The sequence below is a fragment of the Paucibacter sp. XJ19-41 genome (genome assembly GCF_028462495.1).
Lineage (GTDB): Bacteria > Pseudomonadota > Gammaproteobacteria > Burkholderiales > Burkholderiaceae_C > Roseateles_E.
Genome location: NZ_JAQOWX010000010.1, coordinates 61,800 through 78,182, shown reverse-complemented (window position 1 = coordinate 78,182; position 16,383 = coordinate 61,800). Strand labels below are relative to the sequence as shown.

The window sequence follows — 16,383 nt, the reverse complement described above, 5'->3', positions numbered from 1 at the left end:
AGCCGCGCGGCGCCGGCGGCGGCGTGAAGATCGGTGCGGCGCCCTGCAGCGCGCGCAAGCGGTCGGCGCGCTGCCAGGCCTGGTCCAGGCGCAAAAAGGCGACACGGTGTGCGGTCGCCGCGCTCAACCAGGCCTCCAGCTCGGCCTGGCGCTCGGCCGGCAGGCGGCCACCCTGGCGGTCGCGCTCGGCGATCCAGTCTGCCGCGCTGGCCTCGATGTCATTCAACTCTTTGTTTTTCATTGTGTTTTCCGTCCCTTCCTCAACGGCGCGGCGACGCTGCGTGCAGCGCTGCCCAGCCCCGTTGCCTGCAGCGCCAGCGCCAGGGCGCGCACGCCCTTGGAGACCTGGCGCTCCACCGTGTCCTCTGTGATGCCCATGCGTGAGGCGACCTCGCGCTGCGACAGGCCCTCGATCTTGCGCAGCTCAATGACTTCGCGACAGCGCGCCGGCAGCAGGTTCAGCGCGATCTGCAGCAGCTTGAGCTCGCTGCGCGCGGCCAGATGGCGCTCCGGGCTCAGCTCGTCCAGCGTCGGCGCCAGCGCATCCATATCGGCATAGGTCTCGATCGAGACGATCTGCGCGCGCCGGGCGCGGTCAATCAGCAGATTGCGCGCCGTGGTCAGCACAAAAGCCTGGGCCGAATCGGGCCGGCCCCGTGCACAGCCGTCATAGACGCGCGCGTAAACCTCCTGACGCAGGTCGGAGATCTCGTCCATATCGCGCCAGTTGCGCCGCAAAAAGCGTTCAAGCATGGCTTCCAGCGGCAGCACTTGGTCCACGAACCAGGCGTTCAACTCTTCAGTGTTCAACACGGCTCCTCATGTCGGCGGAGCTTGCCACGATCCGCAGTGCCCGCCTGCTTCTGATGACGNCCACGAACCAGGCGTTCAACTCTTCAGTGTTCAACACGGCTCCTCATGTCGGCGGAGCTTGCCACGATCCGCAGTGCCCGCCTGCTTCTGATGACGAAGCAGCTGCGGAAATCCGGTACGTGCGGCGCAAAGATATTTTGCAGGCCGGGTCGGCCTTGGTAGATACCCAGGGTTTCCGCGGATCTCGGCCGCTGCCTCGTCTTGGTTTTGCAGCACAGCCCTTGAGCCGATCCGATATGTCCGCCTCCCCGTCTTCACCGCAGAACTCCGGTCCCCGCATCGCCGCCCTCGACGCCTTGCTCCAGCCCCTGGCCCGCAGCGATGCGCCGGGCCTGGTCGTCGGTGTGGCCCTGCATGGCCGCAGCCTGTACCGGCGCGGCATCGGGCTGGCCAGCGTCGAGCATGGCGTGGCCAACGCGCCCTGGACCCGCATGCGCATCGGCTCCACCAGCAAGCAGTTCACCTGCCTGGCCGCGCTGCTGCTGGCCGAGGAGGGCCGGCTCGACATCGACGCCCCGGTGCGCGCCTATCTGCCCGAGCTGCCGGCATTTCCTGCCCAGGGGCCCGAGCCCAGCCTGCGCCAGCTGATGAACCACAGCAGCGGCTACCGCTGCTACCTCGACCTGGGCTTCATCGCCGAGGGCATGGCGATCAAGCCCGCCGGCGTGGCTTGGGCTGTGCAGCGGCGCCAGCGCGAGGCCAACTTCGCGCCCGGCAGCCAGGTGATCTATTGCAATAGCGGCTACCAGCTGCTGTCAAGAGTGATAGCGGACGTCTCCGGCCTGCCCTTCGAGCAGTTCCTGCAAGAGCGCATCTTCGCGCCGCTGGGTATGCAGGACACGGCCTCGGTGCCCAGCGACTTCGAGCTGCATCCCGGCATGGCCACCTTGCATCTGCCGGCCGCACAAGGCGGTGGCTGGCGGCGCGGCATCTTCCCGACCGAGGAGTTGCGCGGCGAGGGCGCGATGGTCTCCAGCATCGACGACATGCTGCGCTGGCTGGCCCATCTGCGCGCGCCGCACAAGCGCGTGGGCAGCGCGGCCAGCTGGCAGCAGATGCTGGCGCCGACGCGGCTGGCCAATGGCCACCACACGCCCTACGGCCTGGGCCTGATGCGGCACGACTACCGCGGCCTGGAAGTGATTCACCATCCGGGTGCCGTGATCGGCGGCGCCAGCCAGATGCTGACCGTGCCCAGCCAGGCGCTGGACATCGTCATCATCGGCAATGGTGCGCCATGCAGCCCGCGCGAGCTGGCGCTGCGCATTGTCGACGCGATGCTGGGTGACGCAGTGCTCGGCCCCGCTGCGGCGCCGGCGTCCGCCGAGCGCTTTGCGTCGATGCTGGGCCGGCGCTATCGCGGCCGCGAGACGGGCCTGGTCTTCGGCTTTGCCAAAGCCGGCGCCGCGCTGGGCCTGAGCCTGCTGGAAGGGCCGGCCATGCCTTTGCGCGACGAGGGCGCGCAGCTGTGCAAGCCTTTCGAGGAGGGCGGCATCGGGCAATACCTGCTGCCGATCGCGCAATTGGCCACCGCCGGCGCGGGGGCGCCATCGCAGCTCGATCTGGTCGCGGACGGCCGCAGCGAATGCTGCGAGCTGCTGCCCCAGACGCCACCACCGCCAGCCAAGGCCGGCGCGCCGCTGCTGGGCCGCTACCGTTCGGCCGATCTCGATGCCGAGGCCCGCATCGATTTCGACGGCGAGCGGCTGCTGCTGCAGATCCGTGGTGCCTATGGTGGCAACCGCTTCGAGCTGCGGGCCCTCTCGGCCGAGTTGTTCGGCTGCCAGGCGCTCGACGTACCGATGGGCCATGGCGGCAATGCGGTGCTGCGCGCCGCGCCCGCTGGCGGCCCGCCGAGCGGCCCAGTGAGCGGTTTCCGCCTCGACACGCCGCGCACCCGCCAACTGGCGTTTGAACGCTACGGCGACTGACTGATTCCCCGTTTCTCTTCCTCTTCCCTAGGGATTTCTCCGACATGCTTGTATTGCGCAAACCCTATCTGATCTTCCTCGGTGACGTGAGCTCGGCCGTGGATGCCAAGACCGCCTTCGGCGTGGCCGACTGGTGCCCCGAGGATGTGCTCGGCGAGCTGGCCTATCCCGGGGCCGCCGTCAGCACCGGCAAGCCGGCGATGAGCGTCGCCGAGGCGGCCGCGGCCGGCGCGGGCTCGCTGCTGATCGGCATCGCGCCGGTCGGCGGCAAGCTGCCGGCGCACTGGCTGCCCAGCCTGCTGGAGGCGGTGCGCGCGGGTCTGGATATCGTCAGCGGCCTGCACACGCGGCTGAGCGACATCCCCGAGCTGGCTGCTGCCGCCCAGGCCGCCGGCGTGCAGCTGCAGGATGTGCGCCACGGCGCCTGGCCGCGCGTGACCGGCACCGGCCGCAAGCGCAGCGGGCAACGGCTGCTGACCGTCGGCACCGATTGCGCGCTGGGCAAGAAGTACACCGCGCTGGCGCTGGCCCGAGCGCTGCAGGCGCGCGGCGTGCCGGCGAGCTTTCGTGCGACCGGACAGACCGGGGTGATGATCTCGGGCAGCGGCGTGGCCATCGACGCGGTGGTGTCCGACTTCGTCACCGGCGTGGCCGAGCAGCTCTCGCCCGACAACGAGCCCGGGCACTGGGATGTGATCGAGGGCCAGGGCTCGCTGTTCCACCCGGCCTATGCGGGCGTCACGCTGGGCCTGTTGCATGGCTCGCAGCCCGACGCGCTGGTGCTGTGCCACCACGCCGGTCGGCAGCATATTGCCAGCCTGCCTGACTTCCCGACCCCGCCGCTGGCCGAGGCCATCGAGGCCTATCTGTGCGCCGCACGCCTGACCAATGCGGCGGTGCGCTGCGTCGGCATCAGCATCAATTCGTCCGCGCTCAGCGATGCGGACTGGCGGGCCTACCGCGACCGCGTCGAGGCCGAGCTGGGCCTGCCCGTGGTCGATCCGATGCGCGGCGGTGTCGAGCGCCTGGTCCAAGCCATCCACCCACACAAGGAGTATTCCCATGTCGCTTGATTGCACGCTCACCAGCGAGAGCTGGGCCCTGCAGGAACCGTTTGAGATTTCGCGCGGCGTGATGACCGAGATTCAGGTGCTGGTCGTGCGTCTGTCCGATCGCGAGGGCCGCTGTGGCTATGGCGAGGCCACCGGCGTGCCCTACAAGGGCGAGACGACGCTGACGATGGCCGCGCAGATCGAGGCGCTGCGGCCCCGGCTGCATGAGGACCTGTCGACCGAGGCGCTGATGCAGCTGCTGCCGCCCGGCGGCGCGCGCAACGCGCTGGACTGCGCGCTGTGGGACCTGCGCGCCAAGCAGGCCGGCCGCCGCGCCTGGCAGCTGGCGGGCCTGGAGCGCGTGGCCCCGGTGCTGACGGCCTACACCATTGGCCTGGGCAGCGAGGCCGATGTGCGGCGCAAGATCCGCGCCGCGCGGCATCTGCCCCTGCTCAAGCTGAAGGCCGATGCAAGCCGGCATGTCGACATGGTGCGCTTCGCCCGCGAGGAGCATCCGTCTGCCCGCCTGGTCGTCGATGCCAACCAGGCCTGGAGCCGCGAGCTGCTCGAGCGCATCCTGCCTGAGTTGCAGGCCCAGGGCGTCGAGCTGATCGAGCAACCGGTCGAGCGCGGCACGGATGCCCAGCTCGACGGGCTGGTCTGCACCATACCGCTGGCCGCCGATGAGTCCTGCGTGGACCGCAGCTCGCTGCCGGTGCTGGTGGGTCGCTACCAGTACGTCAATATCAAGCTCGACAAGACGGGCGGCCTGACCGAAGCGCTGGCCCTGGCACGCGAGGCCAAGGCCATGGGCTTCGGCCTGATGGTCGGCAATATGGGTGGCACCTCGCTGGCCATGGCCCCGGCCCATCTGATCGCGCAGGACTGCAGCTATGTCGACCTCGACGGCCCGATGCTGATGCAATCCGACCGCGCCCAGGCCATGCATTACGAAGGCGCCATGCTCGGCGCCGCCGAGCCGGCGCTCTGGGGCTGAGCGGGAGGGGGTCTGGCTTCATGCATAGACGATGTGCAAGACCTGGCCCCGGCTGATGAGCCTGCGCAGTGCCCCTGCCCGGCCATGTCGACGCCATCCTTGTGGGCGTCCAGTCCGACAAGCAAGATGCTGTTAGATTTGCTCTCCATGCGCGGCCCTCACGAAGCCATCTTGTGTAGGCATAAGCATCCTGACCTACTCAACCGAGGTCCGCAATGGCTATCAACATCGAAGCACTCCAGGGCTCAGATTGGTACTACGACGACAGCAAGCATGTCGGCGTTGACTTCTCCGAACCGGTTCAGGTCGCCACGTACGATGCCCGTCAGCGGTCGACAGATGCCGCCGCAGCAGCGCTTCTGGCTGAGCTTGGTCTTCAATCAGACCAAGTCTTTGCTGACTTCGGCTGTGGAACAGGTGTCCTAGCCTGCCAAGCTGCACTCGCGGGCTGTGAAGTACACGCGATCGACATCTCGGCACAGATGCTCGAAGCCACGCGCAAGCGTGCTGAGATTCTGGGCGCATCTGGCATCAGGCTTCAGCAAGCAGGGTTCTTGAGCTTCGTACTGCCTGCGAACTCCCTTGACATTGCGACAACGCAGTACGCCTTGCATCACCTCAACGATTTCTGGAAGCTTGTCGCGCTGCAGCGGATTCACGCAGCCCTGAAGCCTGGCGCCACGTTCATGCTCCGGGATGTCGTCTACTCGTGCCATCCGTCGGAGATCAAGGAGACAGTGGACGCGTGGCTGAAATGGATGCAGGAGGAACGCGGCTACAGCCGCGACGAGAACGTCACTCATGTGCGCGACGAACACAGCACGTTCGCTTGGGTCATGGAAGGCCTGCTGGAACGCGCTGGCTTTCGCCTTCAACAAGCACGGTACGCACGGGGCGTCTACGCCACTTACATCTGCCAGCGCCCAGGCTGAAGCCGAAAATGCCGACTGACCGGACGCGCTACGGTACTGCACCCTGGCTGCGGCGCAGCCACGACTCATCATCTGCCTCGCGGCCAGATGAGTTGCTGATGTGCTGAGCGCAGGAGGACGGGCAGACCTGCTGCTGCCTGCCAGGGCCTGGCGGCCCTGGCTTTCGCCAGGCACCGCAAGTCCACCGGACTTCCGGTGTCCGGGCTCAATCCCCCGGCCGCTTCGCGGCCTCCTCCTTGACCTCCGCATCAGGCCTGCCCGTCCTCCTGCTTGGCGCTGCATTGGTTTCTGCTCGCAAAAAACCAATGGTGGAGAAGCCGGGATGCGGGTGTGCGCAATTGCGCAAGTCAAGGAGGAGGGCCGCTTGCGGCCCGGGGGACTGAGCCCGGACCCAAGCAGTCCTGAGGACTGCTTGTGCCTAGCGAAGGATCGGGCCTCTGGCCCGAGCATGGAGCAATTGCGCACACCCGTGTCCCGGCGCCTGACGGTTCTCGCTGAGGCAAGCTCTCCTCGCGAAATTTGGACCCCAGGCGCATTTGAGTGGCCTCTGCCGCACTTACCGCTGCAACCGCGCCGGCGACAGCATCTCCGCACTCAGCCCGAAGTCAGCCAGCCGCTGCGGCAGCGCCAATCCCCGCGCCAGCGCCGCGCAGGCTTCGCCCATCGCGGCGCAGGTCTGGATGCCGTAGCCGCCCTGGCCGGCGAGCCAGAAGAAGCCGGGCGCCTGGGTATCGAAACCGCCGACCAGGCCGCCGTCGGCGACGAAGGAGCGCAGCCCGGCCCAGGTGTGGCTGGGCCGGCGGATGGTCAGCGTGGTGGCCTCCTCGATGCGATGGATGGCCAGAGCGATATCGAGCTCCTCGGGCTGTACATCCTGCGGTGCCACCGGGTCGGCATTGGCCGGTGAGCCGAGCAGCGCTCCGGCATCGGGCTTGAAGTACCAGTCCTCGTCGGCGCCGAACACCAGCGGCCAGGCATGGGTGTCGATGCCGGCCGGCGGCGCGAACATGAATGCAGAGCGGCGCCGTGGTTCCAGGCCGATGGGCCGCACGCCGGCCAGGCCTGCGATCACATCGGCCCAGGCGCCGGCTGCGTTGATCAGCACCGGGGCCTGGTAGACGGCCTTGCCGGCATGCACGCGCCAATCGGCGCCCTGGCGCTCTATCGCCGAGACCTCGGCATCGCAGACCAGGCTGCCGCCGGCGCGGCGCAGCTCGCGCAGAAAACCCTGGTGCAGCGCATGCACATCCATGTCCACCGCCTCGGGCTCGTGAATCGCCCCGAACAGCTGCTCGCGCCTGAGCACCGGCACCATCGCGCAGGCTTCGTCTGCCGAGAGCCGGTGCGAGTTCGCTGTGATCGCGCGCAGCACTTCCCAGTGGCGCTCGTAGGCCTCGCGCTGCGCCTCGGTGGCGACGAAGAGTGCGCCACGCGGCGTCAGCAGCGGATGCTCGGAGTAGCCGGCCGGCGGCTGCTCGAAGAAGCTGCGGCTGGCGCGGGTCAGCGCACGCACCTGGGTGTTGCCATAGCTCTCCATGAAGAGCGCGGCCGAGCGGCCGGTGGCGTGATAGCCGGGCTGGCTCTCGCGCTCCAGCACGATGGTGCGCGCATGCGGCGCCAGCCAGCGCGCCACCGAGGCGCCGGCGATGCCGCCACCGATGACCAGGCAGTCGGCTGAAATGATGTCGGGCTTGTGGCTCATGCGGATATGGGGTCGTTGGCGGCAGTGTTGAAGCCGTGCGGGTCGGCCACGCGGGGCCAGTAATCGAGCTCGCGCACCCGGTAGGGCAGGGCGGCAAAGTCCATGCTGATCGCGCCGGGTGTCGTCACATAAAGGATATCCCGGGCCAGCGGCGCGAACTGGGCATGGAAGTGCTGGGTGGACTTGACCACGATCAGGCGCTTGCGCGCCAGATCGATGCCCAGGCCGGTGAAGACCATGGGCGAGAAGGTCTGGCTGCGCACGCTGACCAGCACGATGTCTAGCCCGTTCGCCGCCTGCACCCAGACGCTGGGGCCCAGCGGCGCGATCTCGTCGTTCGAGTTCAGGCCGATCTGCACATGCTGATCCAGCACCGCCTTGACGACGACCTCCAGATCCATCGGCTGACCCGAGGCCGGGCCGCATTTGCCGCCGATGCTCAGTGCGAGGCGAGCACCGACGCCGGCGTCGCGGCAGAGCTGGATCGCGCCCAGATCCCAGAAGGCGCCGATCGCAACGTCCTGCGCGCCGCGCGCCAGCAGTGCCTGCAAGATGAATGTGCTGTCGCTCATCGCGCCGCCGCCGGCGTTGTCGGCGATGTCGGCAATGACGACCGGGCCGCCCGCTATCTGCGCGGCGCGGTCCAGCGCCGCGTCCACCTCCAGCATCGGCGTCACGGTTTGCTCGCGTAGCGCCCAGAACTCCCGGCCCAGCTGCTCGGCCAGCGCGGCGGCGAGGCGCGCATCGTTGTCGGTGACGACCCATAGCCGCGCCCCCGACTCGGGCACATCGCCCCAGGGAAAGCCATGGCCGAGCGAAACCGAGAGCACGCCCGGCTGGCGCTCGACCGCCTGCATGCGGCGCACAAAGCCGGCCATCGGTTCGCGCGTGGTGTGCCACAGGCCGACCATCTTGCAGTCGAACATCGCGGTGCTGGGCCGTACCTTGCCGGCCGCCGTGTCCAGCACGATGCGCAGCAGCTCCTCGAGCCGGGGCAGCGCGTCGATATGCGGATATTCCTTGTAGGCGACGATGGCATCGGCCGAGCGCTGCATCAGCACGGTGGTGTGGCAGTGCAGGTCCAGCTCGACACCGATGGGCACGGCCGGCCCGACGATGGCGCGCACCCGCGCGATCAGATCGCCCTCGCAGTCCTCATAGCCCTCGGCCACCATCGCGCCGTGCAGCACCAGGATCACGCCATCGACCGGCAGGGCCGCCCGCAGATCGCTCAGGATCTCGTCGCGCAGGCCCTCGTAGACCGCGCGCACCGTGCGGCCCAGCGGCTGGGCGAAGGCACTGAGGCTCTCGACCAGCGCATGGCCCTGGTCGGCCAGCAGCCGGCGCAGATCGGCCATAGGTGCGCCTATGCCTTGCGGATCGCGCCGGCTCCCATCGCCATGGAAGATGCCGTATTCCTCAAATCCGCCCCAGCCGGTTGGCGCCGCCGCATAGGTATTGGTCTCGGTGGCCAGGAAGGCGCCGAAGATCTTCTTGCTGCTCATGCGGTGTGCTCCTCGCGGATGAAGCGCAGGCGCCGCAGCCGCGGCGCATCCAGGCGCAGGCCGCTGACGCGGCCGGCCGCGCGATCGATATTGATGATGCCGGCGCCGCCCATGCCGGCGAACAACGCATCGGCCGGCATGGCCAGCAGCACGTCCTGGGACAGCGGCTGCAGGCGGTAGGCACTGTGGCCGTGCCGGCCCTGCAGGCGCACGATGATCTGCAAGGCCTCGCCTTCGCCCTCGATCTCAACGTGAGCGTCGATCTGCAGATCCGGCACGCGGTAGCGGCCGGCCAGGGCCGGCGCCAGCGCGGCGCTGGTAGGTGCCACATCGGGCAGGCGCTCGCAGCGCAGCAGATGGCCGCCGTCGTTGAGGGTCAGGATGTCGGGCGCGGTTGTGCCGGCAAGCTCCTCGAGCGCGAAGCCCAGCGGGTTCAGCGCGCTGTCCTCGCAGGGCAGCAGGGCCTCGTTGCCGATCTGGCGCAACGGCATGCCACGGCTGCCCAGCCAGTTGAGCGCGAGCTTGCCGCCGGCGTCCTCGAAGCCGAACACCGCACCGGTCGCGGCCGCGTGATAGCGCCTGCCCAGCAGCGCTGCATGGGCGGCGGCCGGCACAGGGGCGGGCGGCGCGACCAGGGCCTCGCCGAGCAGCGCGTCGATGATCTGAAAGCCCAGCGCCACCGGCGAGATGGGCGCGCCGTTGACCATGATCATGATGTCCAGCTCATGAGAGGGCACCGTGATCATCTGCGAGGTGGCGCCGAGCACCGCGCCCGCATGATGGATCACCTCGACGCCGCGGTAGTCGTGGCGCATCAGGCCCAGCGCATAGGGCAGACGCATGCCGGTCGACAGCTGCGGCAGCTCAATCATCTGGGCCCAGCTGGCCGCGCTGCCGACCGTCTTCTGCGGGCTGCGCAGATGGGCCAGCCAGCACAGCATGTCATCGACGGTCGAGACCAGGGAGCCGCTGCCGCGCAGCTCGCCCGGGTAGATGCCGCGCTGCAGCCCACCGCCGGCGGCCGCCGGCTGGGCCTGGTACTGCATGGCCATGCCGGCGCGGATCTCGAGGTCGCTGGTCAGCGACTCGGTGTCATGCATGCCTAGCGGCGTGAAGATGCGCTCGCGCATGAAGTCCTCGAAGCGCTGGCCGCTGAGGCGCTCGATCACGCGCGCCAGCAGCTGATAGCCGGTGTTCGAATAGATCATGCGCGTGCCCGGCTCGAAGTTGAGCTCGCCGTTGGGCTCATGCAGCGGTTTGGACCAGTCCGCCTTGGGCAGGATGGCCAGGCCCTGTGCGACGGCGGCCAGGTCTGTGCGCCAGCCGCCCGTGTGATGCATCAGCTGGCGCAGCGTCGGTCCGGCTGGGTGCAGCAGCGGCAATTCAGGCAGGTGCTGGTAGACCAGGTCGTCGATGTCCAGCAGCCCGTCCTCGGCCAGCAGCAGCACGGCCAGGCAGGTGAACTGCTTGCTGGTGGATGCAATGCGCACATGCGTGTGCGGCGACATCGCGACACTTTGCTCGATGCTGGCCAGGCCGACACCACGGCGGTAGACGGTACGGCCCGCGCGCGCGATGCCCACGATCAGGCCCGGCGCATCGCTGCGATTGAAGGGTTGCAGCAGGGCGTCGACGGCCATCAGGCCGGTCGGGGAAGAGGAAGAGTCGGTAGGGGTCATGGCTTGATCGCTGTGGAGGGAAGACGGGTGTGCCTTCTGTACAGACGAGCCAGCCGCCCGTTTCCGGCATGCTGTCTTCTGCGGCCTAGGTGTTTACGCTGGGTTGGATGAAATTGCTACCGGAATATGACGAGCGGCCCGTCTTCGTTGGATAGCAGTTCATCGTTTCCAACCAAGGAATTCCAATGAAGAAAAGCGTGCGTGGCCGGACTCTCCGTCGTCTGGCCCTGGTGTGTACTCTGGCCATCGCCGCCTCGGCCCATGGGCAGAGCCGCGAGTTCGACGTCGCTGCCGGTGATCTGAAGGCTGCCCTCGATGCCTATATTGCGCAGGCCGGCGTGCAGCTGCTCTACAAGGTCGACGACATCAAGGGCCTGTCGACCAAGGGTCTGAAGGGCAAGCTCTCGCCCGAGGACGCGCTGGCTCGCCTGCTCGACGGCACGCGGCTGAAGGTGCGACGCGACGAGAGCGGCGCCATCGTGCTCTACAGCGCGCCGCCCGACGAGCCCAAGCCGCGCGCCGATGTGTCGACGCTGGACACCGTCATGGTCAGCGCCTCGCGCCGCCGCGAGCCGGTGCGCGAGGTGCCGCTGAAGGTGGATGTGCTGCAGACCGAGGCGCTGGAGCGCGGCGGGGCGCGCGAGCTGGGCGACTATGTGGCCGGCCAACCCGGCGTCACGCTGACGCATGGCGGCGCTTTTGCTGGCGCCTTGAGCATCCGCGGCCTGGCGACCGCCTCGGTGGGGGCTGCCTCGGTCGGGGTCTATGTCGACGATGTCGCCACCGGCTCCAGCGCGCCCTATGGCCTGGGGGCAGTCACGCCGCTGGACATGGGCCTGCTGGACCTGCACCACATCGAGATCCTGCGCGGACCGCAAGGCACTTTGTACGGCGCCGGCGCGATGGGCGGCCTGATCAAGTACGTGACCAACGAGCCCGATACCGGCGAGTTCTCCGGCAGCGCCAGGCTCGCGCTGAGCTCCACCCAGTACGGCGGCATGGGCCACACGGTCAATGGCGTGGTCAATCTACCGATCAAGCAGGACATGGCGGCCGTGCGCGTCGCGGCCTACAGCACGCGCTTTGGCGGCTATGACGACACCATCGGCGTGGCGGCCGAGAAGAATGTCAACCGCGGCACCACCACCGGCGCACGCATTTCGGCGCTGCTGACGCCGAGCCGTAACTTGTCGATGCGGCTGACGCTGACCTCGCAGGAGGCCAAGCGCGTCGGCCACGACTACGAGGACCTGAATCTCGTCACCGGGCAGCCGGTGCTGGGCGAGCGCCTGCGCCGGCTCGGCGCCCGTGAGCCCAGCAGCGTGCGCACCGATCTGCTCGGCATGGACATCGAATACAACATGGGCTGGGCCCGGCTCAATGCCATCACCTCGGTGCAGGATGTGAAGCTGCATGGGCAGCAGGATGCCTCCTCGCTGCTGCTGCCCGTGCTGGTCGGCGCCGGCGTCCCGGCCACCTCGGTCTGGGCTGACAGCCGCGGTGAGCAGCACCGGGTCAGCCAGGAGTTCCGGCTGACCTCGAGCGCCTCGCGCGATCTCGAATGGCTGGCCGGTCTCTACATCAACCGCGAGCGCTCCAGCATCGACGGCGGCTTCGGCTATGCGACCGCCAGCGGCCCCGGCACGCTCAATCTCTACCAGACCAGCAAGCCCGCCACCTACCGCGATCTCGCGCTCTACGGCGATGTGACCTGGCATGCCACGCCCGCGCTGGCGCTGACCGGCGGCGTGCGTGTCGGCCGCATGGAGCAGCGCTTCACCAATACGTCGGCAGGCCTGCTGGCCGGCGGTACTTCGACCAATGGCGGCGAGTCCGAGGAGACCGCCACCACCTGGCTGGCCACCGCCGGCTACAAGCTCGACCCGCTGAGCTCGGCCTATCTGCGCGTCGCCAGCGGCTACCGACCCGGCGGCCCGAACGGCCTGCTGCCGACGACCTCGCCTTCGATCAAGCCGATGTTCAAGTCCGACTCGCTGTGGAGCTACGAGGCCGGCTACAAGGCCACGCTGCTGGAGCGCCGCCTGATGGTCGATGCCGCCATCTATGACATCGAGTGGAGCGATATCCAGCAGACGGTGAAGGACGGTGTCTTCGGCTTCTTCACCAATGCCGGCAAGGCCCGCATCCGGGGCGCGGAGCTGGGCCTGATCTGGCTGCCCAGCGCGGGCTGGCGGCTCGACGGCTCGCTGGCCCTGATCGATGCCAAGCTGCGCACCGATGCCCAGGGCCTCGGCGGCCGTGCTGGCGACAAGCTGCCCAACACCGCCCGCGTCTCCGCCTCGATGTCCGCCACACGCGACTTCGAGCTCGCGGGCCGCCCGGCCTATCTGGGCCTGAATGCCCGCCATGTCGGTGAACGCCATGCCGGATTCCCCGGCAGCGCGGTGCAGCTCGACTATCTGCTGCCGTCCTACACCGTGTATGGTTTGCAGGCCGGCATCGACTTCGAGCGCTTCAAGCTCTCCGCCTATCTGCGCAATCTGAGCAATAGCCGCGGCCTGGCGGCGGTTGCCGTCGACTCGGCGACTGCAGGCAAGGCCGTCGTGGTCGAGCCCCGCACCCTCGGCGTTGCCGTCAACGTCCCCTTCTGACCATGGCTCTCTTCACTCAGACCGCCGCAGCCCCGGCGGCTTCCTCCTCGCACGCCCCTGCACCGGCGACCCGGCGCGCCGGCGCGGCCTCCTGGTACACGCTGGCGGTGCTGCTGATCGCGACCATTCTTGGCTCGATCGACGGCATGCTGGTGACCCTCTTGACCGAGCCGATGCGCGTGAGCCTGTCGCTATCGGACACCCAGATCGGCATGCTCAAGGGCGCCGGCCTGGTGCTGTTCTCCGGGCTGGCGACCTTGCCGCTGGGCTGGCTCGGCGACCGGTTCGACCGCCGCCTCGTGCTAGCCGCCTGCGTGCTGGTCTGGAGCGCGGCGACCGGGTTGCGCGGCACCGCGATGGACTACGGCATGCTGTTCATCGCGTCTATCGGCCTGGGCGTCGGCGAGGCTGGGCTCGGGCCTCTCACCAACAGCCTGATCCCCGATCTGTTCCCGCGCGCCCAGCGGGTGCTGGCGAACGCGATCTTCGGCATCGCGGCGCTCTTCGGTGGCGCGCTCGGTGCGATAGTGGGCGGCAGCATCGTGCAGGCCATCGAGAAGTCGCACCACCTGCTGCCGGTCGCGCTGCAGGCCTATGAGACCTGGCGCCTGACATTTTTTGCGATGGCCATCGTCGGTGCGCCGGTGATGCTGCTGGTGCTGACGATACGCAGCGCACGCGGCGCCGCCGCGGTCGGCTATGAGCCGCCTCCGCCGGGCGTCGATGTCACTGCGCAGGCCGGCATCAGCTTTGGCGACTATCTACGCGCCCATTGGCGCACGCTGGCCTGCCTGGTGACTGCGGCCGGCCTGGCCTCGGTGGGCCTGAGCTCGATCGGCAGCTGGATCCCCATCGTCGCGGCGCGCCAGTTCGGCGTGCAGCCGGCGCAGCTGGGGCAGGGCATAGGCATTGCCGTGATGGCCGGCACCCTGCTCGGCGGCGTGCTGGGTGTCAATGCGATGCGGGTGGCACGGCGCCGCGTCGGCCTGGCCGCACCGGTGCGGGTGATGACGCTGGGCTACGCCGCCGCCGGGCTGATCTCGATTGCGCTGCTGTTCGTGCGCTCGGCCAATGATGTGTTCGTGCTGCTGGCCATGCTGCTGGTGCCGCTGATCTGCGGCGCGGTGGTGCTGCCCAACGTGCTGCAGGAGGTCGCGCCGGCCCATCTGCGGGCGCGCGTGGTCGGGGTGCTGTCGATCGCCGGCCTGCCCTTTGCGGTGCTGGGACCGCTGGCCATCGGCATGGTCTCGGACGCCGTCAAGCACATCCCCAATGGCCTGGCCATGGCCATCGTCGCCGCCACGATGACCGGCTGCCTGCTGGGCGCCGCCCTGCTGCGCGCGACCGAGCCTGCATTCGTGCGCCTGATCAAAACCGTCAACCCTGCCGCCTGAACCCGCTACCCATGTCTACCCTCACTACCAATCCGACCGCCGCGATTGCAGCGATCGACGCGCTTCTCCAACCGCTGTGTCGTGGCGATGCGCCCGGCATGGTGGTCGGCGTCCACCAGCAAGGCCGGCTGCGCTACCGCCGCGGCTTCGGTCTGGCCAGCCTGGAGCAGGGCGTGGCGAACACGCCGCACACCCGCATGCGCCTGGCCTCGACCAGCAAGCACTTCACCGCGCTGGCCATCCTGCTGCTGGCCGAGGATGGCCGCCTGCAGATCGACGATGCGGTGCAGCAGCATCTGCCCGAGCTGCCCAGGCTCGGCGCCGAAGGCCCGACGCTGCGCCAGCTGATGGCACATACCGGCGGCTGGCGCGGCCATGATGAGCTCTGGACCTGGGCCAATGGACTGAACCTGCAGCCGAGCGGCAGCAGCCTGGCGCTGATGGCGCGGCAAAGCGAGCTCAATTTCGAGCCCGGCACTCGCATGATCTACAGCAATGGCGGCTACCGCCTGCTGGCGCTGACGGTCGAACGTGTCAGCGGGCTGAGCTTTGCCGAGTTCCTGCGCACGCGCATCTTCGAGCCGCTTGGCATGCTGGACAGCGAGTCCATCCCGAGCGTGCTCGATGTGCGAGGCGGCCTGGCGGGGCTGTACATGCCGGTGCCGGGCGCCGCGCCGGATGCGCGCGCGCAATGGACCCGTGCGCTCTACCCGACCGAGTTCGAGGGCAGCGGCTCGCTGGTCTCGACGGTGGACGACATGCTGACCTGGCTGGCCCACCTGCGCAGCGAGAAGAAGACGGTCGGCAGCGCGCAGAGCTGGGCGCAGATGCTGGCGCCCAACACCCTGGCTTCGGGCGAGATCTCGCCCTATGGCTTCGGCCTGGTCTGCCATCCTTACCGGGGCGTCGAGGTCATCCACCACAACGGTGCCATCCTCGGCGGCGGTTCGCAGATGATCACCGTGCCCGCACATGGCCTGGACATCACGATCATGAGCAATGGCCTGGCCGCCGCCCCCGCCGCGATCGCCCTCAAGCTGATCGACCTGCTGCTGGCCGATCAGCTGCCGATCAGCGCCGAGGCCGCCGTGCCGCGCGTGGCGGCCAGCGCCTTCCCCGGCCTGCCGGGTCAGCATTACCACGAGCCCGAGAGCGGCTGCCTGATGCGCTTCGGCGAGGTGGCCGGCGTGCTGGGCCTGTCCGTGCATGGCAGCGCGGTGCTGCCGCTGCGCAAACGCGGCGCGAGCAGCGCCTGGCTGGGTGTGATGGACATGGGGACCAGCGCCTTCGAGGTCGAGCTGGCCGGCGCGGATTCCGCGCAGGCCCCCGATACCTTGGAGGTGCGCGACGGCGGCCGGGTGCAGCGCTTCCGGCGTCTGGCCGAGGCCGCGCCCGAGCCGACCGCGCTGGCGCCGCGGCTGGTGGGCCGCTACCGCAGCGCCGACCTCGATGCCGACGCGCAGATCGCCATCGAGGGAGCGATGCTGACGCTCACCGTGCAAGGCCGGCATGGCCAGCTGCGCTTTCGCCTGCAGCCCGTCTCGGAGGATGTGCTGCTCATCGTCCCGACCGACCCGCTGCTGGCCGCGCTCGCCAACAGCAATATCGTCAATCTTGACCGCGCCGGCGCCCGGGTGGTCGGCCTGCGGATCGACAGCGTCCGCACCCGCCACATGCGCTTCACGCGCTTGGACCAGTAAGGGAAT

Annotated in this window: 11 protein-coding genes and 1 pseudogene; 7 read left to right on the top strand and 5 right to left on the bottom strand. The window is 68.8% G+C overall.

Annotated features, from left to right (window positions below; translation table 11 throughout):
• Both PO768_RS04465 and PO768_RS04460 read right to left on the bottom strand, forming a co-directional pair.
• Positions 1-241: pseudogene (locus PO768_RS04465) on the bottom strand (hypothetical protein); the annotation flags it as partial.
• Complete coding sequence (locus PO768_RS04460; protein WP_440402393.1) at positions 238-813, bottom strand: RNA polymerase sigma factor; 576 nt, start codon at positions 811-813, stop codon at positions 238-240. The pseudogene PO768_RS04465 and the gene PO768_RS04460, both read right to left, overlap by 4 nt.
• Before the next feature lie 296 nt (positions 814-1,109).
• On the opposite strand from PO768_RS04460, the gene PO768_RS04455 reads away from it, so the two are divergent.
• From PO768_RS04455 to PO768_RS04440, 4 genes are all read left to right on the top strand, one after another.
• Entirely contained in the window at positions 1,110-2,804 is a 1,695-nt protein-coding gene (locus PO768_RS04455; RefSeq protein WP_272645078.1) for a serine hydrolase domain-containing protein, read from the top strand.
• A gap of 44 nt (positions 2,805-2,848) precedes the next feature.
• Entirely contained in the window at positions 2,849-3,877 is a 1,029-nt protein-coding gene (locus PO768_RS04450; RefSeq protein ID WP_272645077.1) for a DUF1611 domain-containing protein, read from the top strand.
• Positions 3,867-4,853, top strand: coding sequence for an N-acetyl-D-Glu racemase DgcA (dgcA, locus tag PO768_RS04445; RefSeq protein WP_272645076.1), 987 nt, complete (start codon positions 3,867-3,869; stop codon positions 4,851-4,853). Before PO768_RS04450 ends, dgcA begins: the two co-directional genes overlap by 11 nt.
• Before the next feature lie 215 nt (positions 4,854-5,068).
• Positions 5,069-5,785: a class I SAM-dependent methyltransferase gene (locus tag PO768_RS04440; protein ID WP_272645075.1), complete on the top strand. Its 717-nt coding sequence runs from the start codon at positions 5,069-5,071 to the stop codon at positions 5,783-5,785.
• Positions 5,786-6,341: 556 nt separating this feature from the next.
• Here the strand turns inward: PO768_RS04440 and PO768_RS04435 are convergent.
• The 3 genes from PO768_RS04435 to PO768_RS04425 are packed head-to-tail and all read right to left on the bottom strand — an operon-like array spanning position 6,342 to position 10,671.
• Entirely contained in the window at positions 6,342-7,487 is a 1,146-nt protein-coding gene (locus PO768_RS04435) for an NAD(P)/FAD-dependent oxidoreductase (protein WP_272645074.1), read from the bottom strand.
• Positions 7,484-8,992: a M81 family metallopeptidase gene (locus PO768_RS04430; RefSeq protein WP_272645073.1), complete on the bottom strand. Its 1,509-nt coding sequence runs from the start codon at positions 8,990-8,992 to the stop codon at positions 7,484-7,486. Before PO768_RS04430 ends, PO768_RS04435 begins: the two co-directional genes overlap by 4 nt.
• Entirely contained in the window at positions 8,989-10,671 is a 1,683-nt protein-coding gene (locus tag PO768_RS04425) for a serine hydrolase domain-containing protein (RefSeq protein WP_272645072.1), read from the bottom strand. The genes PO768_RS04430 and PO768_RS04425 overlap by 4 nt, the downstream gene beginning before the upstream one ends.
• 185 nt (positions 10,672-10,856) lie before the next feature.
• Here PO768_RS04425 and PO768_RS04420 point away from each other — a divergent pair, with 185 nt between their 5' ends.
• From PO768_RS04420 to PO768_RS04410, 3 genes are read left to right on the top strand one after another with little or no spacing between them, the layout of a single operon-like run.
• Positions 10,857-13,283, top strand: coding sequence for a TonB-dependent receptor domain-containing protein (locus PO768_RS04420; protein WP_272645071.1), 2,427 nt, complete (start codon positions 10,857-10,859; stop codon positions 13,281-13,283).
• A 2-nt stretch (positions 13,284-13,285) separates the two neighbouring features.
• Positions 13,286-14,677 (top strand): MFS transporter, encoded by a 1,392-nt coding sequence (locus PO768_RS04415; protein ID WP_272645070.1) that lies wholly within the window; start codon positions 13,286-13,288, stop codon positions 14,675-14,677.
• An 11-nt stretch (positions 14,678-14,688) separates the two neighbouring features.
• Positions 14,689-16,377, top strand: a complete 1,689-nt coding sequence (locus tag PO768_RS04410) for a serine hydrolase domain-containing protein (RefSeq protein WP_272645069.1) — start codon at positions 14,689-14,691, stop codon at positions 16,375-16,377.
• The last annotated feature ends 6 nt before the right edge of the window (positions 16,378-16,383 follow it).